Below are 21,696 nucleotides of genomic sequence, written 5' to 3'. Positions count from 1 at the left end.
AACAACAATTTCAGAGGAAAGATTTATGATTAAATTTGGAACGTCAGGCTGGAGAGGAATTATTGCCGAAGAATTTACTTACGACAATGTAAGAATAGCGGCTCAAGCCGCCGCTAAACTTATAAACGAAGAAAACAAGAAGGCTTCCGTAATTATAGGTTATGACACGAGATTTATGTCAGAAGATTTCGCGAAGGTTTGTGCACAAGTGCTGGCGGGAAATGCAATCAAAGTATTGCTTTGTAAAAGGAACACTCCTACCCCTGTAATAGCTTTTGAGATAATAAATTCAAAACTTGCGGGCGGCATAAATTTTACCGCCAGTCATAATCCGTACAAATATAATGGAATAAAGTATTCTCCGTCATGGGGCGGTCCTGCTTTGCCAGAAACCACAAAAAAAATAGAAAAGTATTGCGCTTCCATAAGCATAAAAGACGTTAAGATAATGCCGTTTGAAGAGGCAGTTAAAAATAAAATTATAGAAATTCACAATCCGCGTACGGCTTATATGAAAAAAATTAAACAACTTGTGAACTTCAAAGCTTTAAAAAAAGCTAATCTGAAAGTCGCAATAGATGTTTTGCACGGCTGCGGAAGCGATTATCTTGACGCTTTGTTTGACGATGCCGGAATAAAACATAAAACCATAAACAAGAATAGGGACACTATGTTTGCCCCGAATGGTGCTCCAGAACCGAACAATAAAAATATTGATACTCTTTTCCAAATGGTAAGAAAAGAATCCTATAAATTGGGACTGTCCACAGATGGGGACGCCGACAGATTTGGAATAATAGATTCGAACGGGGAATTTATAACGCCAAATCAAGTAATTCCGGTTTTGCTCTATCATTTGAACAAAACAAGAGGCTGGAACGGAATTGCCGCCAGAAGCGTTATGACAAGCCATATGCTTGATAGGCTTGCTGACAAAATCGGCGTTCAGGTCATAGAAACTCCCGTAGGATTTAAGTATATCGGCGAAATTATGGTAAATAATGCAAAAGATTTTATAATCGGTGGTGAAGAGTCCGGAGGACTTACTATACGGGGACATATTCCAGAAAAAGACGGTATACTCGCCTGTCTTCTGATAGCCGAAGCCGTAGCGATGAATAAAAAATCTGTGACCGCTATGCTTAAAGACATCAAAAAAATTACAGGCGAGATTATAACTTCAAGGCTTAATTTTCATCTTCCACTTGAAACTATGGAAGCTTTCAGAAATACACTTAAAGCGAAATCTCCAGAAAATTTTGCCACAATGAAAGTGCAAAAGAATATTTCTATTGACGGATATAAATTTATTTTGGACAACAGCACATGGATAGGGTTTAGACTTTCCGGTACGGAACCAGTAGTGAGAGTGTACGCCGAGTCCGACAGTCAGACAAAAGTAAATAAACTTTTAAAAGCAGGGAGAGCTTTTGTATATGGAAAATGAAAAGGATAGTCAGCGGCATGGCGGAATATTACAGAAAAAAACTTTAAAAAAAAGAATCGGGGTTCTTCTTAAAAGATATTTGGCAACGGGTCTGATAGTTATTATTCCCCTTTGGCTTACTTTTTTTGTAGTAACAATTCTTTTTAATTTGATAAGCAATTTTGCAGCTCCATATCTTATCCCCATGCTTGATTTATTTATGCCGGACAAAATATGGGTATATAGGTTTCAGAAGCTTATTTGTTTCATTGTCGCCATAGCAAGTATATGTTTGCTTGGTTTTGTCACAAACAGAGTTGTCGGAAAAACTCTTCTCAGCTGGCTTGAACAATTTATAGAAAAAGTGCCTCTTTTGGGAACGGTTCATTCTGCCGCAAAACAGTTTGTGCGTTTTGTTTTCGGCAAAGAACAAAATAATGGATTTAAAAAAGTCGTTTTGATTCCTTTCCCAAGCAAAGGTTCATATTCAATAGCTTTTTTAACAGGATATCATGAAGTTGACGGCGAAAGGCATGTTTGCGCTTTTATGCCCACGACGCCTAACCCGACCACGGGCTTTTTATTGTTGTTTAAAGAAGAAGATGTTAAAAATACGAATTATACCATTGAAGACGCTTTCCAGTTTATCATTTCTATGGGCGTTATAAGCCCTGATAAAGACAAAAGAAACGGCAAGAAACTTACGGAATCGGAAATAAAAGGAAATTTAAAGAAGTCTCCGTTTTAAATTAAAAAACAGAATTATTTCTTTGAAGTGAAGTATTTGTTGTTCTTTATTGAAGTAAATAGTTTAAAATAGCATGAAATTATGGAAAACTCAAAATTAACAGAAAAATTTCACACAGAGTTTAAAAAACTTGCTGGTATTTTCGGAAGAAATTATGCAGAGTGTGTGAAATATAATGAAGAACAAATTCGTAAGGATTTTTTAGATCCTTTAATTGAGAGTCTTGGCTGGAATATTAGAAATTCTGAGGGCTATATTGGAAAGTATCAAGAAGTCATTGTTGAACCAAATGTGAATGGGAAAGTACCTGATTATTGTATTCAGTTTGGCGGACAAAAGATATTTTATATTGAAGCAAAAAAACCAGCTATAAAAATAGATAAAGACCAAAAACCTGTTATTCAAGTTCGTGAATATGGGTGGAATAGTAAAATGCGATATTGTTTACTAACAGATTTTGAGGAATTTGCAGTTTATAACACAATAATAAAACCTAAAAAGAAAGATAAATCATCTACCGCACAATTACTTTATTTTCATTATAATGAATTGGACAAGATTTCTAATGATGGCAAGACTGCAAACTGGAAAAGATTATATGATTATTTTTCCAAAGAATATGAATTAAATGGCAATAATAGACTTGTTCCAATTAAAGGAAATAAAAGTGTTGATGAAGATTTTCTTGACACAATAGAAGAATGGCGGCAAAAGTTAGCAAAAGATATAATAAAAAGTGCCTCACAAGAAATTAAGGATAATCTTAATGAATTGGTGCAAAAGACAATAGACCGAATTGTGTTTTTAAGAGTATGTGAAGATAGAGAAATTGAAAAGGAAGACCAACTCAAAAATATCGCCGCTAAGCAAAATATTTATGCTGAACTTATAAAACTGTTTAAACAATCAGACAAACAATATAATTCTGGATTATTTCATTTCAGAAATGAACAGCAGCAATCAGAGGATTCGGATATATTATCAACCAAAATACAAATAAGCAATAAAGTGTTAAAAGATATAATAAATTCTTTATATTCGCCGTTTCCATATAGATTTGATGCAATGCCTGCTGATATTTTGGGTTCCGTTTACGAAAGATTTTTAGGAAAAGAAATTGAAATTAACGGCAAAAGGGTAACAATAAAAGACAAGCCCAATATTAAAAAAAGCGGCGGTATTTATTATACTCCATCTTATATTGTTGATTATATTGTTGAAAATACAATTGAAAAACAGCTTGAAACAAAAACACTCAATACAATTAAAGACTATAAAGTTGTGGATCCTGCTTGTGGCAGCGGCTCATTTTTAATTGCTGCATATCAAAAGCTTTTGGATTGGTATTTAGAGCAATACATAAAATCGCCAGAGAAAAATAAAAAATATATAGTAAAAGGGGATGAACAAAGTTATAAATTAACTATTACCGAAAGAAAAAGAATTCTTTTAGCACATATATATGGCATCGATTTAGATACTCAAGCAGTTGAAGTATCAAAGCTGTCATTATTATTGAAAGCATTAGAAGGGCAAACTCATACTGCTATTGCTAAACAATTATCTTTATTTGACAATGAACAACGGGTATTGCCAGACTTGGGAAATAACATACAATGTGGCAACTCGTTAGTTGGTTCAGATATCTATGGATTATATGATACTGACAAAAATCGTAAGCAAATAAAAGCATATGATTGGAAATTTGGTAGTTATGATTGTGTAATTGGTAATCCTCCTTATATGAAAAACACCACTGACAAAACACCTTTTCTTTTGCCTAAGCAATCATATTTGAAAGATTTCTATCAAGGTAAAATGGATTTATGGTATTTCTTTGCTGTGCTGGGAATTAAATTATTGAAACCATATGGTAAACTTGGATTTATTGCAACAAATAATTGGAATACAAATACAGGCGCCGCAAAGCTGCGCGGCTTTATTTTAAATAATTCAAAGATCGAAAGTTATGTGGATTTTAATGAATATAAAGTATTTCAAACAGCAAGTATTCAAACAATGATTTTTATATTATCAAAGGAATCTGTAAATAGTTATCAATTTGACTACATAAAAAATACTAATAAAAAAGTTATTATTGAAAATCTTGCCATTTCATTGAAAGACAAAAGATATTTTAGCAAAATATCAGCAGCCATAAAAAGTAAAGAGTTGAAGGATAACTTTATAGAATTTGTGTCAAATGATACACACATATTATTAAATAAAATTAAAAAAGCAGGAAATTTTAATCTAGATAAAGACGAAATGACAAATGGAATCCACCCGCATTTCGATTTTATTGGTAAAAAACAAGCAGAGAATTCAAGGCATAGAGCCGGGGAGGGGGTTTTTGGATTGACCACTGCTGAATTAAATTTGTTGTGCCTGACAGCCGAAGAGAAAAAGTTCATCAAACCATATTATAATTCCACTGACTTGCTAAAGCGATATTATGGTAATCCAAATAATAAAATTTGGTTGATTTATACCACTTCTAAATACAAAGATAAAAAATCTATGAACACCTATCCAAATTTAAAAGCACATTTGGATTTATATAAAGATATAATTGTTTCTGATAATAGACCATATGGATTGCATCGTTCGCGGGTAGAAGATTTTTTTATTGGTGAAAAAATTATATCTGCCCGCAAATGCCCTAAACGGCCTGCTTTTACTTATACAGATTTTAATAGCTATGTATCTGCCGCATTTTATGTTATCAAGACATCTCGCATAAACCTAAAATATTTAACGGGATTATTGAATTCGTCATTAGCTGCATTTTGGTTAAAATATAAGAAAACACAAGGTGGCAGCTATCAAGTGGATAAAGAGCCATTGCTGAGTATTCCACTCGTCAAAACCAATAATAAAAAACTTGAAACAGATTTGATTGCAAAGGTTGAAACGATTATTGAAAAGAAAGGAAAGGAATTATCGGAAACAAATTTACAAGTTAAAAAAACATATCAAATGGAAATTAAAAAATCAGATTTTGAGATTGATGATTTAGTGTTTCAAATTTACAAGGTAACCGATAAAGCAGAACAAGACTTTATAAAGCAAAGTATCTGAAAAATCTATCAGAATAGTCAAGATACTTTGCAGCAGCTATGCAAATTTTAATTTATTGTTTATCAAGTTTTTCATAGAGTTGTACAATTGGACTATCCATCCAACATCAAACAAAGACACATTGGATATTAGAACATTGAAAGTATTACTGCATGTCAAAGGATAGTTCAGTTAAAAAATCATAGGCGGTTAAAATGAACAAAGACAGCTTTTTACCTCCCACAGGAACGCGCGACATTGAACCTGCTGCCGCAGAAATAAGAACTAATGTCATAAACACCATTACTGCAATCTATAAAAAATACGGATTTAATTTTATCGAAACTCCGTGTCTTGAGAAATTAGAAAATTTGCTCGGGAAAAAAGGTGGGGAGAACGAAAAATTAATTTTTAAAGTACTCAAACGTGGCGGCGAATTAAAAGAAGCGCTTCAAAATATTCCCTTTGCAGAAAACGATTTAGCGGATTTCGGGCTGCGTTATGACCTTACCATACCGCTTGCTCGCTATTATGCCCGCTATAAAGATAAACTTCCAAAACCTTTTAAAGTTTTTCAAATCGGCAGCGTGTGGAGAGCCGAAAGACCTCAAAAAGCTCGTTACAGACAATTTACCCAATGTGATATAGACATTATAGGTGACCCTGCTCCAAACTGCGAAATAGAACTGATATATGTTACTTGCAAAACGCTTCACGAACTTAAAATAAAAAATTTTGAAATAAGAATCAACGACAGACAAATATTAAAAAAAATAAGCAGAAACTGCGGCATAAACGACGATGACAAATACAGAGATTTTCTCATATCTTTGGATAAACTCGATAAAAAATCTTTAGATGATATTATTGAAGAGCTTGGAAAAAAAGGTTTTAACAAAGATATTCTTTCAAATATAAAAAATACCTTTGAAGGTTTAAAATCCGCAGCAAAAAGCATAGATTTATTGTTTAAAGACGACTCTGATCAAGAATATTTAAAAACATGCAAAAGTTTAACAGCGATAATTGAGGGAGTAAAAAATCTTTTGGGAGATGTAAATATCAGATTCGATCCAACGCTTGTGCGTGGAATGGATTATTATACAGGCACGATTTACGAAGTCAACGAAATAAATGAAAAAAATTCTTTTGGCGGCGGCGGACGCTACAACAATATGATAGGCAGTTTTTCACAACAGAATGTTTCAGCATGCGGTTTTTCTCTAGGATTTGAAAGAATAATCGATTCTTTTTTTTCGGCAGCTTCGGATAATAACGGGAAAAAAATCAAAAAAGCGGCTTTGCTCTACTCTTATGGCGACAATTTTTGCGATATAATACATTATTGTGAAAAACTTAAAGAAAATTATTGTGTAGTTTCAATTTTTGACAAACAAAAAAATACAGCAAACCAGCTTGCAAAATTGAAAGAAACAGGATTTACGCATTGGGGAATTTATAAAGGCGAAAATACGATAATAGCAGAGATGGAAAAGTAAAAACTGCATTTAACTGTTTTTTCTCCCACCTAAATTGGCTTTTTATCGTAGTTTCTTATTTTTTCAAAAAAAACAGTCAAGTAAGTTATAATCTCATCTGCAAGAACTGTCTCTCAAACAAAGCTGCAAGCAGCTTTCTGCTTGTCATCCTCTGTGATGACAAATTCCTAATTGGCAGCAAATATTTGCAAGCTTTCTATTACCTTTTATATTCCCACCATTAGATTTTATAATTGCTTATCAAAATGCTGTTTATGCTGTCAATCAAATATTGTTCCTGCGTTCTTTTGTATTCTTTGTATAGCCAGAGAATTTCATTTTTATATTCTTTATTCTTTCATTCGCCAATGCAATATATTTATTGTTAATATCATATCCGACATAATTTCTTTTTAATTTTATTGCAGAAACAGCCGTTGTCCCGCTTCCCATAAAGGGATCTAAAACAATATCAGTAGTAAAAGAATATAACTGTATCAATCTATTCGGTAATTCTTCAGGGAAAGGTGCAGGATGTCCAATGCGTTTAGCACTTTCAGCATTCATTGTCCAGATTGATTTTGTCCACTCCATAAATTGTTCTTTGGCTATAGTATCTTTTTTTATTTTTAATTCGTCTTTTGTTCTTTCCCGCTTATATATACCTTTTGAAAATACTAAAATATATTCGTGAACATCGCGTAATGTTGGGTTACCTGCGCTTTTCCAGCTTCCCCATGCTGTTGAAGGACTTGCACTGGCTGCCTTATTCCAGATAATCTCTCCTCGCATATTAAAACCAATACTAATCATTATTTCTGAAATATAATCAGAAAGTGGAATATAGGGTTTTCTTCCTAAATTGGCAACATTAACACAAGCACGTCCACCATTAACAAGCACGCGAAATGTTTCCGTAAATGCCTGCCGTAATAATTCAAGGTATTCTTTTAATGATAAATCATCATCATATTCTTTTGAAACATTGTAAGGCGGGGAAGTTATCATTAAATGCAATGAATTATCGGGAATCTCTTTCATATTTATACATGAACCCTGAATAATAGTATTAAGATATTTGTGTGGAAAACTATTTACTTTTTTTGAAATGTCAACTTCTTTTTCCAATTCTTTATATAGCTTTGAATTATAAAATTTTGCGGAGTCGTGGTTTATTCTTCCATTTGTACCGAAAGCACTTGTAGAAGTACCTTGTCTTGTAGTTGTTAACCCTTTTGCCATAATTCCACCCATCTTTCAAACGGTTTAAAATTTATAGTCTTTCTTTTCCAATCAATTGGTATTTTTAAAGTATCTGGATTTGATATTAATTGTCTCATTGCCTCGACACCTATTTCAACACCTCTAGGATTTGTTCCCTGCTTTGGTAACTTTATGTATTTTTCTCTACCGATCAATTTTAACGTCTTATTTTGAATCTCTTTACTTATATAATAAAAACCACCGACATTATCCCAATTTATCTGAACTAATATCATATCACAACACGGTATATATTTACTACTAAATTCTAATGCTTTTTGAGTATCAACAGTCCATATCAATTTTACACCACTTAGATTTTTTCCGGTAATTGTCTTAATAGAAATTGGATTCCCAAATACTTTAACATCTACTTCTGCTTCAGTTATTGGTAATTCAGTCTCAACATTTTCTTCACTAAATTTGTATATTAGGAGTGCACTAACAATCTTTTCTCGAACAGAGCCTACTTCCATTCCAACTTTCCCAGCTCTTGAGCTTTCCAACTCAGCCAATTGAAAAAGTTGTGGTAATTTGACTTTAATTCTTGAAACTAAGCTTTTATCTTCAAACAGCTGACAAATTTCATCGCTCATATGAAAAACTCCCTATTTTTAATATTATAATTTTACTTTTGACAAGTTCACGTATAAATATCCCGCATGGTGAAGATTTTATATTTAAAAAAGCATTTGAGGCGGTTTGATAATTTAAACCTTTGTGATATCTTTTTGTATTATACAAAAATGCCAATTTTTAAGTTTTTGATTTGCAGTATTGCAATTTTTTATACAATCTTCGTTTTTATATGTGTTTGAATTTTTACAGAATTAAGCATATTGCGGCAGGTATTTTTTAACGAGTTTAAGCATTTCAGCATGAGTCATAGAAGTCGTTCTTCCGCTTTTAAATAAAGCGTCAATATCTTCTTTGATTTTGATTACCGCAGGATTGTTTTTATCAATTTTTTCTTCTGAAACCCTAAGTCCCGGAAGCTGGGTATTAACCCAAAATGCAATTCCCGCAAGGCCCGCTCTGTCGGTTATTTCCACTTCCGGAGGTCTGTTTAAAATTGCTTGAGTATCGAACACATTATAGATTTCCTGTTCTTTTAAAAGTCCGTCGGCATGAATGCCGGCCTTTGTCATATTGAAATTCGCGCCGACAAAAGGCTGGTTTTTGGGAATATCGTAATTGAGCTTTTTTTTAAAATATTCCGCGATTTCGGTAATAGCGGATAGATCCATTCCGTTTGTCGTCCCCCTAAGAGCGACATATTCTATAGCCAAAGCTTCAACGGGCGTGTTTCCCGTTCTTTCGCCTATTCCCAGAAGAGAACCGTTTATTCCGCAACAGCCGTAAAGCCATGCAGACACTGAATTGCTTAAAGCTCTGTAAAAATCATTGTGCCCATGCCATTCAATGTATTCCGATGGAACTCCTGCATGATGAGTAAGCCCGAACATAATTCCGTTGACATTTCTGGGCATTGCAGCTCCCGGATAACTTACTCCGAAACCGAGCGTATCGCATGCTCTGATTTTTACCGGCATTTTCGCCTCTTTGGAAAGTTTCATAAGCTCTACCGCAAAAGGAACTACAAAACCGTAAAAGTCCGCTCTTGTTATGTCTTCGAAATGGCAACGCGGTATGATGCCTTCGGAAAGCGCCGCTTTTACTATGCCAAGATATATATCCAAAGCTTCTTTTCTGTTTTTTTTCAGTTTTAAAAATATATGGTAGTCCGAACAGGAAGTCAATATTCCAGTTTCTTTTAGACCCATTTCTTTGACAAGCTTAAAATCGTTCTTGTTTGCTCTTATCCATGAAGTTATAATCGGAAACTCATACCCTTTCTCCTGACATTTTCTTACGGCTTCTTTGTCTTTATCGGAATAAAGAAAAAATTCCGTTTGTTTTATAATTCCATTATGTCCGCCGAGTTTATGCATTAGCTCATATAGATAGGCTATTTGCTCTACAGTAAAAGGATCCATAGCCTGCTGACCATCACGAAACGTAGTATCCGTAATCCAAATATCGTTAGGTACGTTCATAGGCACTACTAAATTATTAAACCCTATTTTAGGTACTTCGGTATATTGAAAAGTTTCTCTGAAAAGATTCGGTTCTTTAACATCCTGAAGTTCATAATGATATTCTTCTGGTTCCAGAATATTTTTCTTTTTGTTAAATGTAAGCATATATGAAATCTCCTTAAAGTCTATATTATATATATTAGCTTAGTCTAATATTTTACATTTTTAAGCCTTTAATTTCAATTTAATGTATAATATCACAACATATTAGAGATTTTAGTTTTTAAGAAACTGCTGAAATAAAACAGTGTTTGATATTTTTCAAAAGCGGTAAAATTTGCAATGACAAATATATAAAACAAAATAATATACATCATTTCCTTCCCGTTGTAGAAAAATATTTAAAACCGCATTTTATATGATATAATTCTCATTGAAAAGAAATGCAATAAATCATTATTTTGCTTCGTTTTAGAAAAATATGAAAAAATTTTTTTTTACTTTATTTTTTGCCGCTTTTACCTGTTCTTATTCTATCGCAGAAAGAATCGATTGGGAAACTATAACAAGACAAACAAACGAAAAAAATCCGAACATTCAAATGGCAAAATTAAGATTTGAAAATGCAAAACAGGCTTATATCCGGGCATTAAGTGGATATATGCCCGGCATTTCTTTTCGTGGAAATGCTTCTCAGAGCGAGAATGATGGAATTTTTTCAAGAAATTATTCTTATGGTTTAAATGCCAGCCTTTCGATTTTTTCCGGTTTTGACACATACAATGATGTAAGACAAAAATCTGCCGAACTTAAAGCGGCGCAGGCAAGTTATGACAGAACTGTATCAGACGCGGCATATGAGTCCGCGTCGCAATACGTAAATCTTATGTGGGCTTATGAAACTGTCGAACTTTCGGAAAAGATACTTGAAAGAAGAGCGGAAAATAAAGATATGATAAAACTGAAATATGATTCGGGAAATGTCGATTTAGGCTCGTTAAAAAGAGTCGAAGCCGATGAGGAGCTTTCAGCTTATGATCTCAGAAAAGCTAAAAGATATATCGAAACGGTTTCAGCGGCTTTGCTTAAAGCTATCGGAAGAAAAGATGATGTCCTTCTTGAAACCGATGAAAAACTGACATTAAATGAGAGAAATCTCATAGTTCCAGAATATAATTCGTTGATAGTTTCAATACCGGAATTTTTATCTGCGCAATATAATATCGAAAGCTGCGAAGCTCAGTCATTAAGAGCAAAAAGCGCATGGTGGCCAACGATAAGTTTAACAGGAAGTTTCGGACGTTCCGGCAATAAATGGTCGCCTGACAGAAACAGCTGGGACAGCGGGCTTTCAATTTCATACCCTTTGTTTACCGGCGGCACAAGGATAGCCGATGTGAAAATAGCGGAAAATCAGCTTAAAATAGCAAAAGAAAATTTAAACAGTGTCAACAATTCACTCAAATCTGCTGCTATGGCATACCATAACGGCTTGGCCGATGCCATGGAAAATATCGTTATAAGAGAACATTACTTGTCAGCTGCACAGCAGCAAGCCGAAATTTCACAGAGAAAGTATGTCAACGGTTTGTCCACTTATCAGGATTGGTATTCAATAGAAAACGATTATATAAATTCCCAAAAAACGCTTTTAGATGCAAAAAAAACAGCAGCGCTTGAAAAAGCTAAATGGCATAACTTTATAGGAGAGGGGTTCGTTCATCCCGGAAAATAATATTATGAAAAAATTCTTTATCTTTTTGGTATTTATTGCTGCAGCAGGCGCCGCTGGATTTTTTATTTTTAAACCTTCTAAGCCCGCTATTGAAAAAGAAACGCAGCTTGAACAAAAAGATTTGCACGTGGAGTTCAGAGAAACTGGCGAAGTGCGTCCAAGAAACAGACTTGAAATCAAGCCTCCTTTTTCTGGAAGAGTCGAAGAGATTCTTGTTGTAGAAGGCGACTCCGTACAAAAAGGGCAGGTAATCGTATGGATGAGTTCCGGAGAAAGAGCCGCCATGGTTGACGCTGCAAGAGCTATAAGCCAGGAAGAATACGAAAGATGGCAGACCATATACAGACCAACCCCGATAGTTGCCCCAATGAACGGCTTCATTATCTTAAGAAGCAATGAGCCCGGACAAACGATAACTTCAGCCGATGCAATACTTGTCATGGCGGACGATTTGATAATTGAAGCAAATGTTGACGAAACAGATTTAAGGTATATAAAAATCGGCGATAATTTAAAAATGTCTCTGGACGCTTACCCCGATGAAATATTTAGCGGTATAGTGGAACATATAGCTTATGAATCGACCGTGGTAAGCAATGTAACTGTGTACGCAATAAAAATAAGGCCTATAAAGAAACCAAAAGTTTTCAGGGCAGGAATGACTGCAACGATAACAGTAACCGCAGAATCAAAAAAAGGTGCATGGTCTATACCGAGCAATTTTATAATCGAAAGAGGCAAAAAGAAAACGGTAACCGTTAAATCTTTGACGAAAAACAATAAAGAAATATTGGTAACAAGAAATATAAATACAGGCGTTACCGATGGCAAATTTACTGAAATTTTATCTGGACTCAAACAAGGAGACACGGCGGTCATACTTAAAGAAAAAAAGAAAGAAAAAGCAAAATCGTTTATAAGCAGGTAAAATGAAAGTAATAGAATTAAAAGACCTGAAAAAAACCTACCATCTTGAAAAGCTTGACGTTCCGGTGCTTCACGGAATCAACCTTGAAATATCACAGGGTGAATTTGTCGTGATAATGGGTCCATCTGGAAGTGGAAAATCTACGCTTTTAAATATATTGGGACTTTTGGACAAACCCAGTTCTGGTTCGTTTAAGATTGCGGGAATAGAAATATCAAAATATAGCGATGACGAACTTGCTGCACTGAGAAACCATTTTTTAGGTTTTATTTTCCAACAGTTTAATCTCCTGTCAAAACTTACAGCCGCAGAAAATGTTTCTCTTCCGATAATATACGCAAATTCAAAAGATGAACACAATCATGAAGACCCTAAAAAACTTCTGGAGCTTGTCGGACTTAAAGAAAGAATGTACCATCGTCCGAACGAACTTTCCGGGGGCCAGCAGCAGAGGGTTGCGATTGCACGTTCACTTATAAACAAGCCTCTTATAATTTTTGCTGATGAACCTACCGGAAACTTAGATACAAAATCGACAAGAGAAATTATTCAGATATTGAAAGATTTAAACAATGCCGGCATAACAATAATCATGGTAACTCACGAGCCGGAACTTGCCTCTTATGCCACAAGAACTATAAGAGTACAGGACGGTCTCGTTACAGATGACGAAAAGAAAAAAGAAACAGCCGTCTCAAAACGAAACGGAGAAACTCAAGCTTTTACGCATAAAGTTTTTTCTTTTTCAAGAATTAAAGATTATTTCATTCAGGCTTTCCGTTCTCTGGTCGGAAACAAAATGCGTTCCGTACTTTCCATACTCGGAGTTATGATAGGAGTGGCAAGCTTAATCTCAATGCTCGCCGTAGGAAGCGGTGCACAAAAAGCCATTGAAGACCAGGTGGCAAGCATGGGATCAAATTTGCTTATGGTTTTTCCGGGAACTGCACAAAGAGGAGGCATTGCTGCGGAAGCCGGTTCGAGAATGCGTTTTCTGCATGATGACATTGCTGATTTAAAAAGAAGCGTTCCCAACATTGTCGGCATAACTGGATACGCTAACGGCAGAATACAAGTTGTCGCCAACGGAAACAATTACAACACAAGACTTGAAGGCGTTTCAGTCGATTATGCAGAAATGAGAAATTCTCTGCCTGAAAAAGGAAGATTTTTTACTGAACAAGAAAATATTGAGAAAAAAAGAGTCGCACTGCTGGGAAAAACCGTAATAAAAGAGATATGGGGTGACGAAAATTTTGATCCTATAGGAGAATATATAAAAATTAACAGAATAGATTTTCAAGTAATAGGAATTTTGGCGGTAAAAGGTTCGAGCGGCTGGAGAGATGAAGATGATAAAGTTATTATACCTTTAAATTCTTCAATGCACAGAGTTCTTGGCACGGAATATTTAAACAGCATGGATATTCAGGTAAAAGAAAATGCCGACATGAACGAAGTAGCCGACGACATAGTGCAGCGTCTTTTATTTACGCACAGATTTCTTCCTAACCAAACCGAAGCCGTCAGAGTCAGGAATATGGCGGAAATACAGGAAACGATGTCGTCAATGACAAAAGCATTTTCACTGCTTTTAGGTTCTATCGCTTTCATAAGTTTACTTGTAGGCGGTATAGGAATTATGAATATAATGTTTGTTTCGGTTTCAGAAAGAACAAAAGAAATAGGTTTAAGAAAAGCCATCGGCGCCAATAATGCCGATATTCTTTTCCAGTTTATAATAGAATCAGTAGTGGTATGCTGCGCAGGAGGAATTATCGGAATAATTTTTGGCGGCGGCGTATCTATGATAATAAGCAAAGCCGCAGGCTGGACTACCGCAATAACTTCTTTTTCGGTAACGCTTGCTTTTTGTTTTTCGGCTTTTACAGGTTTAATTTTTGGAGTATGGCCCGCCAGAAAAGCTTCACTCCTCAATCCTATAGATGCTTTAAGGCATGATTAACACCAGAAAGGCAGAAATTTATAAGATTATAAACTTGGAAGGCAAAAAAGTTTAACTGTTTGGATTTTGTGTTTTTTGCAGCTTTTTTAGCAATTTTTTTCTTAAAGAATATATAAATTCTTTCCCTTTTTTTCTTTTTGTAAGAAAACCTTTTTTTGCAAGGTACATTAAATCTTTTCTGGCGGTTTCATATACGATGCCAAGCTTATTTTTAAAATACTCAATATTTCTGGCATTTTGGTTTTCGGACAGTTCTCTGATAATGCTTTGATGTCTTATATTGAGTTTTATTTCTGCGTTTATTAAAACATTTGTACAATCCGCGGCATTCTTTTTTTCCAAAAAATTTTTGAAATTATTTATCGCTTCAAAACAAACGTCAAGGGTAAAATTGATGAAATATGTGATATCTTTTTCATCGATTCCGACATACAAAAAAGCTTTAGCATATTGTGTAGGCATCATACGCAAAACTTTAGAAATGGTAAGATATTTAAATGCGTTTAAGCCGTTTTTGAACGCATACCAATAAAACAAAATTCTTGCCATCTTTCCGTTTCCTGCATTAAAAGGATGTATATAAATAAATAAAAAATGTATTATTGCGGCTTTTATTATATCGTCTGCATCGGTTTGCATATTTGCATAATCACAAAGCGAATTCAACAGCATTTCAATATCTGTGGCTTGCGGCGGCTTATACAAAACTTCGTTATCTCTTATATCTGCAACCCGCACATTCTGTGTGTCTTTTCTGAAAACTTCCGTATCGTTTAAGTTCATTACTATGGAATAAATCTTTTTTATGAAATTTACGGAAAGTTTCTCATCGGCATGTTTTTCAATAAAATTCAATGCTTTATAACTGCAAATTACCGTTTGTTCGCTTTCATTTGCCGCGGGAATATTTGCGCGTAACATTTCTTTAGCCGTTTCTCTTACGACATCTGCTCCTTCGAGTTTGCTTGACGCTATCGCTTCTTCCATTTTCGTATTTGCAAAATATTCATTTTCTTCATCAAGCGAAAGATTCATATTCGCGTTAAACGTTTGTACAAATGCCATTTTTCTTAAAATTTCTGGATTTATCAGATATTTAAAAATGTTTAAGCCGAGTTTTATTTTTTCCGCATACAGTCCGCAGCGCTTGAACTTTAATATTGACCAAAATAGTTCTGGAGATATATTTTCCGGCAGAACAGTATATTTTGCTTTATCCCAATATTCGTAAGAATCATTTGCATTTTTAAGCTCTGCGGCTATTTCGCTGTTTTCTGCAGCTATCTCATGAATATTTATGGTATTGTCAAGTAACGCTTTTTGAAGAACAGACTGCCAGTTAAAATTCACTTTTTCAGGTAACTGCATAGCAACCCCTCCTACAAAATTTATTTTTAGTAATTTAGAATAATATTAATTTAAAATAAATGAAATTTCAATGAATTTTAATTTATTTACAAATTTTTTATAATTAGTAAAAAGGAAGAATGTCAGAAGCTTCCAATCTTTAATCCTCTATTCTTCAGCCTTTCTCGCTTTCTTATAAGCATAAATAAAAAATGGCAAAATTATCGCATACGGGGAAAAATATATGGCGCAGACATACAGTAATAGAGACAAAATTATGAAATGTTTATCCTGATTATGTTTCAGTCCTTTGGCCGTGGTAAATGTATAAGTAAAAAAAGATATTTCGCAAAATAAAAAGCTTGCAATCGCTGCCGGGTTGATTATTGAATAGATAAATTTAAACGCCAAAAAACCAGCGGCAGTCAGGGAAATGGTAAGTGCTGTATTATAAGATTTAACTATTCTTAAAATCGACAAATAAAAAAATATTAATACAAAAATGTACAAATATCCTTTTGCGGCATTTTCCACATTAAACATATGCCTCAAGATAAGAGAACAAAACATTATTATTTCGGCTATGGCAGCAGTTATTAAAACATGCCATGCAGTTTTATTCACATTAAAATCCTGTGGAAATTAAACAGCAAATTCTGTCAGCTGTCATTTTGTTGATGGGCTACAGACATCATGAGTTTTATTCTGTTTATCTGATTTACTTCGCTTGCGCCGGGATCGTAGTCAACAGCGGAAATATTGATGTCGGCATATCTTTTTTTAAGTTCTTTCATTACACCCTTTCCTGTAATATGGTTGGGCAGACAGCCAAAAGGCTGTACGCAGACTATGTTGTTTACGCCGTCTTCTATAAGTTCAAGCATTTCTGCAGTTAAAAGCCAGCCTTCGCCGGTTTGATTGCAGACCGAAATTATTTCGGAAGCTTTCGAAGCAAGCTCTTTTGTAGTATGATACGATTCGAAATGTCTGCTTTTTCTGAGCGACTTTCGTATAATCGAACGAAGCCTTTCAATATATCCGCTTGCAAGCCATGAAATCGCCCTGTTTTTAAAACTGCCGGCAAGATATTTGTGTTTGTAAACATCGTCAAGAATACAATAATTTATAAAGTCCGTCATGTCCGGCACGATCGCTTCTGCACCCTCTTTTTCAAGAACCGAAACGAGATTATTATTCGCGTCTGGATGGAATTTTACAAGAATTTCGCCGACAACTCCAACGCGCGGTTTTTTGATTTTTTTTATTGGTATAGCGTCAAAATCTTTTACTATTTTTTTGACGGTTTTTTTAAATTCGAAATAATACGTTTTTTTTATCCTATCTGACAGACGCATAAGCCAAGTTTCAACAAGAGCGCCAGTTTGTCCAGCATAAACTTCATAAGGCCGCATGCGGTTTGAAAGTCTCATAAGCAAATCACCGTAAAGTAAAACCAAAAGAGCATCTTTAAGCATTCCTAAAGTTACGCCTAACTGTTTATTTAAATCCTGATTTGTGGTACTTAGAGAAATAACTGGAACATTTTTAAAACCCGCTTTTTCAGCCGCTTTTCTTAAAAAAGCCGCATAATTTGTCGCGCGGCATCCGCCTCCTGTCTGGGAAATTATCATCGCGGTTTTGTTTATATCGTATTTGCCGGACTTTAAAGCATTTATAAGCTGGCCAACTACTACTATGGTAGGATAACATGCGTCATTGTTTACATAACGCAGTCCTTCTTCAATGTCGGCTTTGTTGACTTTTGGCAGAATTTCAATTTTTATACCGTGTCCACGCATTACAGCGCCAGCAAGACGAAAATGTATCGGCGACATCTGCGGCGCAAGTATGGTATATGAATCTTTCATGTCTTTGGTAAATTCTGCAAATTTTGTGCCTTCAAAAATATTATCACCGAATTTTAAGCCTTTTCTTTCTTTTATCGCAGCAAGAAGAGAACGGATTCTTATTTTTACCGCTCCGAGATTTGAGCCTTCGTCAATTTTTAAAACTGTATATATTTTTCCAGATTTCGAAAGAATTTCTTCAACTTGTTCTGTAGTAATCGCATCCAAACCGCAGCCAAAAGAATTGAGCTGTATAAGTTCAATACTGTCAATTTTTGTGACCAGATTTGCAGCGCGGTATAAACGCGAATGATACATCCATTGATCTACAAAATTGATTCTGGGCAAAACGCCCGACAAATGTGCGACAGAATCTTCGCTTAAAACTATCATTCCGTGAGAAGCGATTAAATCAGCCACGCCGTGATTTATCGCCGGGTCAATATGATAAGGTCTGCCAGCCAGAATTACCGCCGGTTTTCCTGTTTCTTTAATTTCTTTTATAAGTCTTGCGCCTTGCTGCCTTATATCTTTTTTAAACAAATTTAATGCCGCCCTGCCACGAAGAACGGCAAAAATCAGCTCTTTTTTCAATATTTTAAAATCTTTTAACTCTTCCGCCAGCCTGTAAATCAATCTTTTTATATTGTCAAAAGGAAGAAAAGGCTGCAAAAATTTTACATTTTTTTCTTCGAGAATTCCCATATTTAAACGTACTACTTCAGGATAGCTTCCCACAACCGGACAATTATAATGGTTGTCCGCATCTTTAAACTCTTTTACTTCAAAAGGGATACACGGATAAAAAATTGTTTTTACACCTTTACCCACGAGATTTTCTATATGCCCGTGCACTATTTTTGCGGGGAAACAAACAGTTTGTGAAGGTATGCTTTTTAACCCTTCGTTGAACAGAGCGTTTGATGAAGGATCCGAAAGTACTACCCTAAAACCCAGTTTCGTAAAAAACGCAAACCAGAACGGATAATTTTCATACATGTTCAAAACACGCGGTATGCCGATTTCGCCGCGCAATGCTTTCTCCGCTGGAAGCGGTTTATAAAAATCAAAAAGTCGATTATATTTGTAATCAAACATATTGAACTCAAAGTTTTGCACTTTTTTATTCTGAAGAAAGTTTTCGCATCTGTTCCCCGATATGAACGTCTTTCCATCAGGAAAAACGCTGATATTTAACAAACATCTGTTTTCGCAGCCTTTACAGCGTGTGTTTCTCATTTTACAGCTGAATTTTTTAAGCATTTCTTTATTTATAATAGATGTTGAAGATTTTTTATTTTGCATCGCTATGATTCCCGCTCCAAACGCGCCCATAAGACCGGCGATGTCTGGCCGCGTAACCTCGGTGTTTAAAAGAACTTCTGCAGCCCGCAAAACGCCGTTATTAAAAAACGTTCCACCCTGCACGACGATATTACCGCCGAGTTCCTGTGGATTTGAAATTTTAATAACTTTATATAGAGCGTTTTTTATAACCGAATAATCAAGTCCGGCGGAAATGTCTCCAGCGGCAGCTCCTTCTTTCTGCGCCTGCTTAATTTTTGAGTTCATAAAAACCGTGCATCTTGACCCTAAATCAACAGGCTTTTTGGAAAACAGTGCCAGTTTTGCAAAATTTTCAATGCTGTAATTTAAAGATTCGGCAAAATTCTGTATAAACGAACCGCAGCCGGAAGAACAAGCTTCGTTTAAAACTATTTTATCTATCAGCCCGTTTTTAACATATATGCATTTCATGTCCTGCCCACCGATGTCAAGAATAAAAGAAACCTGCGGATTAAAATGATGTGCAGCTTTATAATGCGCTATTGTTTCAACCACACCTTCATCAAAGCCAAGAGCGGCTTTAATCAGCGCTTCGCCGTAACCTGTAACACAAGAACTGGCAATATACGCGCCTTCGGGAAGTTTGGAATAAATATCTTTGAGAATATCTGCTGCTGATTGCAGCGGATTACCATTGTTTGAACCGTAATGCGAATAAGCTATTTCTTTATTGTTTGTAAGCAGAACGGCTTTTGTTGTTGTAGAACCAGCATCAACGCCTAAAAACAAATCATTTTTATATTGTTGAAGATTTTGTCTTTTTGCCGCGGTTTTAGCATGTCTTTTTATAAAGGCTTCAAATTCAGCCTCATTTTTAAATAAAGGAGAAATTAAGTCTGAACTTTGATGTAAAGTCTGGTCTTTTAGACTTTCAAATTTTGTTCTGAGTTCGGAAAGCGTAATTTCTTCACCGCCGCTCAATAATGCCGCTCCAAAAGAAACAAAAAAATGCGCATTGTCCGGAAACAATACGTTTTCAGGGGCAAGCTTAAGAGATTTTATGAAAATTTTTCTAAGTTCAGACAAAAAGAAAAGCGGCCCGCCAAGAAAACAGACGTTTCCGCTTATAGTTCTTCCCCTTGCTAGTCCTCCGATAGTCTGGTTTACAACAGCCTGTAAAATGCTTGCTGCAATATCTTCTTTTGCCGCTCCTTCGTTGAGCAGCGGCATTATGTCAGTTTTTGCAAAAACGCCGCAGCGCGCCGCTATCGGATAAATAGTTTTATGATTTTTTGCAAGTTCATTGATTCCAAAAGCGTCCGTTTTTAAAGCCTGTGCCATTTGGTCGATAAACGCTCCTGTGCCGCCTGCACAGGTTTCGTTCATTCTCTGGTCTATTGAAGATGCATCAAAAAAAGTTATTTTGGCGTCTTCACCGCCAAGCTCTATAGCAACGTCAGTTTTCGGCAAAAAAGTTTTTATGGCTTTACTACAGGCAATAACTTCTTGTTCAAAACCTATTTTTGCTTTTTGCGATAACGCAATTGCTCCTGAACCCGTGGCACAGATTGTCATTTTTGCAGCCCACAATTCTTTCGGCGTTTCATCTATAAGACTTAAGACGGTATTTAAAAGATCAAGCTGATGTCTTTTATAATTATGATAAACCTGCTCGTTTTTTTCATTGAGAACCGACAGTTTTACTGTTGTCGAACCTATATCAAGACCTGATTTAAATATTTCTTGTGATTCTTTTGGCACTTTTTTACCCCTCATTTATTCATATAAAAGTTATTATATCAAAAAAGCCTTGACAGACAGCAGTCTTAACAGACAGCAGTCCTTGCAGACAATTAGAAAAACAGCGGCTTAGTAACGGCGGGAATTTAGAAGATTAGAAGCTTTTATTAAATTGTCAATCTCAGACCAGAATATAAATCTACCGCATACATATAATAATCTTCATATTCGATGTCAGAGGCGCCTAAATATATTACTCTGCATCCGACATCTAAGTTTAAATGTTTTGTAAGAACAAACGATATTCCAAAATCGATGCTTGCGGAAAAACAGTCGTCAGATTTTTGTTTTTTTGTTCCCGTATAAAAAATTTTATCTTCGACATGTGTCAGCCCCAGCCCGAATCCCATATACGGAACAAATGAGGGAGTCATGTCAAGATCGAAAAAAACGTTTGCCATAAACGAATCAAATTCTTGTTTAATATCTGGAAACCACCTGTAACTTTGTTTTGCTTCTGTTCTGTGCGTATATTCAACCTCAAATCTCGTATATTTTAGGACTTTCACGCCTAAAGCCGCCGAACCGGCAAAAACTGTGTCGGTACTTTTATCATAATATCTGTCTTCGTAATAATAATTGTTATAATAATGCCTGCGATGGTAATCATAATAATATCCTAAATCGAAGTTTGATTCAATAAAAGAAACAGCGCCTTTAAAACCTATATACGGTCTTGCCGTATCTGAAAAGGCGGCTGCCGAAAACAAAAACAACAGCGAAAATGCCAATAATCCTTTTTTAATCATTGTATACCTCCTTTTAATAAAAG

The 21,696-nt window shown here is 35.2% G+C and carries 14 protein-coding genes; 7 read left to right on the top strand and 7 right to left on the bottom strand.

Features of this window, described 5'->3' with window-relative positions; translation table 11 throughout:
• Positions 1–25: 25 nt before the first annotated feature.
• The 4 genes from LBD46_05085 to hisS all read left to right on the top strand — a co-directional run bounded on the left by LBD46_05085 (position 26) and on the right by hisS (position 6,733).
• Positions 26–1,447 (top strand): phosphoglucomutase/phosphomannomutase family protein, encoded by a 1,422-nt coding sequence (locus LBD46_05085; protein MDR2426537.1) that lies wholly within the window; start codon positions 26–28, stop codon positions 1,445–1,447.
• The gene (locus LBD46_05080; protein ID MDR2426536.1) at positions 1,437–2,174 is read left to right on the top strand and encodes a DUF502 domain-containing protein; all 738 of its coding nucleotides are present in this window, start codon (positions 1,437–1,439) and stop codon (positions 2,172–2,174) included. The genes LBD46_05085 and LBD46_05080 overlap by 11 nt, the downstream gene beginning before the upstream one ends.
• An 81-nt stretch (positions 2,175–2,255) precedes the next feature.
• Positions 2,256–5,255, top strand: coding sequence for an N-6 DNA methylase (locus LBD46_05075; protein ID MDR2426535.1), 3,000 nt, complete (start codon positions 2,256–2,258; stop codon positions 5,253–5,255).
• 194 nt (positions 5,256–5,449) lie between these two features.
• Positions 5,450–6,733: a histidine--tRNA ligase gene (gene hisS, locus LBD46_05070; protein MDR2426534.1), complete on the top strand. Its 1,284-nt coding sequence runs from the start codon at positions 5,450–5,452 to the stop codon at positions 6,731–6,733.
• A 264-nt stretch (positions 6,734–6,997) separates the two neighbouring features.
• On the opposite strand, the gene LBD46_05065 is transcribed toward hisS, so the two are convergent.
• From LBD46_05065 to LBD46_05055, 3 genes are all read right to left on the bottom strand, one after another.
• Positions 6,998–7,954, bottom strand: coding sequence for a site-specific DNA-methyltransferase (locus LBD46_05065; protein ID MDR2426533.1), 957 nt, complete (start codon positions 7,952–7,954; stop codon positions 6,998–7,000).
• The gene (locus LBD46_05060; protein MDR2426532.1) at positions 7,939–8,571 is read right to left on the bottom strand and encodes a ThaI family type II restriction endonuclease; all 633 of its coding nucleotides are present in this window, start codon (positions 8,569–8,571) and stop codon (positions 7,939–7,941) included. The genes LBD46_05065 and LBD46_05060 overlap by 16 nt, the downstream gene beginning before the upstream one ends.
• A gap of 234 nt (positions 8,572–8,805) precedes the next feature.
• Positions 8,806–10,179 carry a hypothetical protein gene (locus LBD46_05055; protein MDR2426531.1) on the bottom strand — a complete coding sequence of 458 codons (1,374 nt, stop codon included), beginning with the start codon at positions 10,177–10,179 and terminating at the stop codon, positions 8,806–8,808.
• Between the two features lie 316 nt (positions 10,180–10,495).
• Here LBD46_05055 and LBD46_05050 point away from each other — a divergent pair, with 316 nt between their 5' ends.
• Genes LBD46_05050 through LBD46_05040 form a run of 3 tightly spaced genes read left to right on the top strand, consistent with a single transcriptional unit; the run spans position 10,496 to position 14,643 of the window.
• Complete coding sequence (locus LBD46_05050; protein MDR2426530.1) at positions 10,496–11,749, top strand: TolC family protein; 1,254 nt, start codon at positions 10,496–10,498, stop codon at positions 11,747–11,749.
• A 4-nt stretch (positions 11,750–11,753) separates the two neighbouring features.
• The gene (locus LBD46_05045) at positions 11,754–12,677 is read left to right on the top strand and encodes an efflux RND transporter periplasmic adaptor subunit (GenBank protein MDR2426529.1); all 924 of its coding nucleotides are present in this window, start codon (positions 11,754–11,756) and stop codon (positions 12,675–12,677) included.
• 1 nt (position 12,678) lies between these two features.
• Complete coding sequence (locus LBD46_05040) at positions 12,679–14,643, top strand: ABC transporter permease (GenBank protein ID MDR2426528.1); 1,965 nt, start codon at positions 12,679–12,681, stop codon at positions 14,641–14,643.
• Positions 14,644–14,694: 51 nt separating this feature from the next.
• Here the strand turns inward: LBD46_05040 and LBD46_05035 are convergent, their stop codons facing one another.
• From LBD46_05035 to LBD46_05020, 4 genes are all read right to left on the bottom strand, one after another.
• Positions 14,695–16,011, bottom strand: a complete 1,317-nt coding sequence (locus LBD46_05035) for a Fic family protein (GenBank protein ID MDR2426527.1) — start codon at positions 16,009–16,011, stop codon at positions 14,695–14,697.
• Between the two features lie 147 nt (positions 16,012–16,158).
• Positions 16,159–16,614, bottom strand: a complete 456-nt coding sequence (locus tag LBD46_05030; protein ID MDR2426526.1) for a hypothetical protein — start codon at positions 16,612–16,614, stop codon at positions 16,159–16,161.
• Positions 16,615–16,649: 35 nt separating this feature from the next.
• The gene (locus tag LBD46_05025) at positions 16,650–20,885 is read right to left on the bottom strand and encodes an acyl-CoA dehydratase activase-related protein (protein ID MDR2426525.1); all 4,236 of its coding nucleotides are present in this window, start codon (positions 20,883–20,885) and stop codon (positions 16,650–16,652) included.
• 146 nt (positions 20,886–21,031) lie between these two features.
• Complete coding sequence (locus tag LBD46_05020; GenBank protein ID MDR2426524.1) at positions 21,032–21,673, bottom strand: porin family protein; 642 nt, start codon at positions 21,671–21,673, stop codon at positions 21,032–21,034.
• Positions 21,674–21,696 lie beyond the last annotated feature (23 nt).

The organism is Candidatus Endomicrobium procryptotermitis (assembly GCA_031279415.1).
Taxonomy (GTDB): domain Bacteria; phylum Elusimicrobiota; class Endomicrobiia; order Endomicrobiales; family Endomicrobiaceae; genus Endomicrobium_B; species Endomicrobium_B procryptotermitis.
Note: the sequence above shows the minus strand (reverse complement) of the source record. Positions and strands in the feature narration are given on the sequence as shown.

Bases quoted from the DNA above. Each gene is read 5' to 3' on its own strand.
- LBD46_05085 (MDR2426537.1), top strand. From the start codon at position 26: ATGATTAAATTTGGAACGTCAGGCTGGAGAGGAATTATTGCCGAAGAA.
- LBD46_05080 (MDR2426536.1), top strand. From the start codon at position 1,437: ATGGAAAATGAAAAGGATAGTCAGCGGCATGGCGGAATATTACAGAAA.
- LBD46_05075 (MDR2426535.1), top strand. From the start codon at position 2,256: ATGGAAAACTCAAAATTAACAGAAAAATTTCACACAGAGTTTAAAAAA.
- hisS (MDR2426534.1), top strand. From the start codon at position 5,450: ATGAACAAAGACAGCTTTTTACCTCCCACAGGAACGCGCGACATTGAA.
- LBD46_05065 (MDR2426533.1), bottom strand. From the start codon at position 7,954: ATGGCAAAAGGGTTAACAACTACAAGACAAGGTACTTCTACAAGTGCT.
- LBD46_05060 (MDR2426532.1), bottom strand. From the start codon at position 8,571: ATGAGCGATGAAATTTGTCAGCTGTTTGAAGATAAAAGCTTAGTTTCA.
- LBD46_05055 (MDR2426531.1), bottom strand. From the start codon at position 10,179: ATGCTTACATTTAACAAAAAGAAAAATATTCTGGAACCAGAAGAATAT.
- LBD46_05050 (MDR2426530.1), top strand. From the start codon at position 10,496: ATGAAAAAATTTTTTTTTACTTTATTTTTTGCCGCTTTTACCTGTTCT.
- LBD46_05045 (MDR2426529.1), top strand. From the start codon at position 11,754: ATGAAAAAATTCTTTATCTTTTTGGTATTTATTGCTGCAGCAGGCGCC.
- LBD46_05040 (MDR2426528.1), top strand. From the start codon at position 12,679: ATGAAAGTAATAGAATTAAAAGACCTGAAAAAAACCTACCATCTTGAA.
- LBD46_05035 (MDR2426527.1), bottom strand. From the start codon at position 16,011: ATGCAGTTACCTGAAAAAGTGAATTTTAACTGGCAGTCTGTTCTTCAA.
- LBD46_05020 (MDR2426524.1), bottom strand. From the start codon at position 21,673: ATGATTAAAAAAGGATTATTGGCATTTTCGCTGTTGTTTTTGTTTTCG.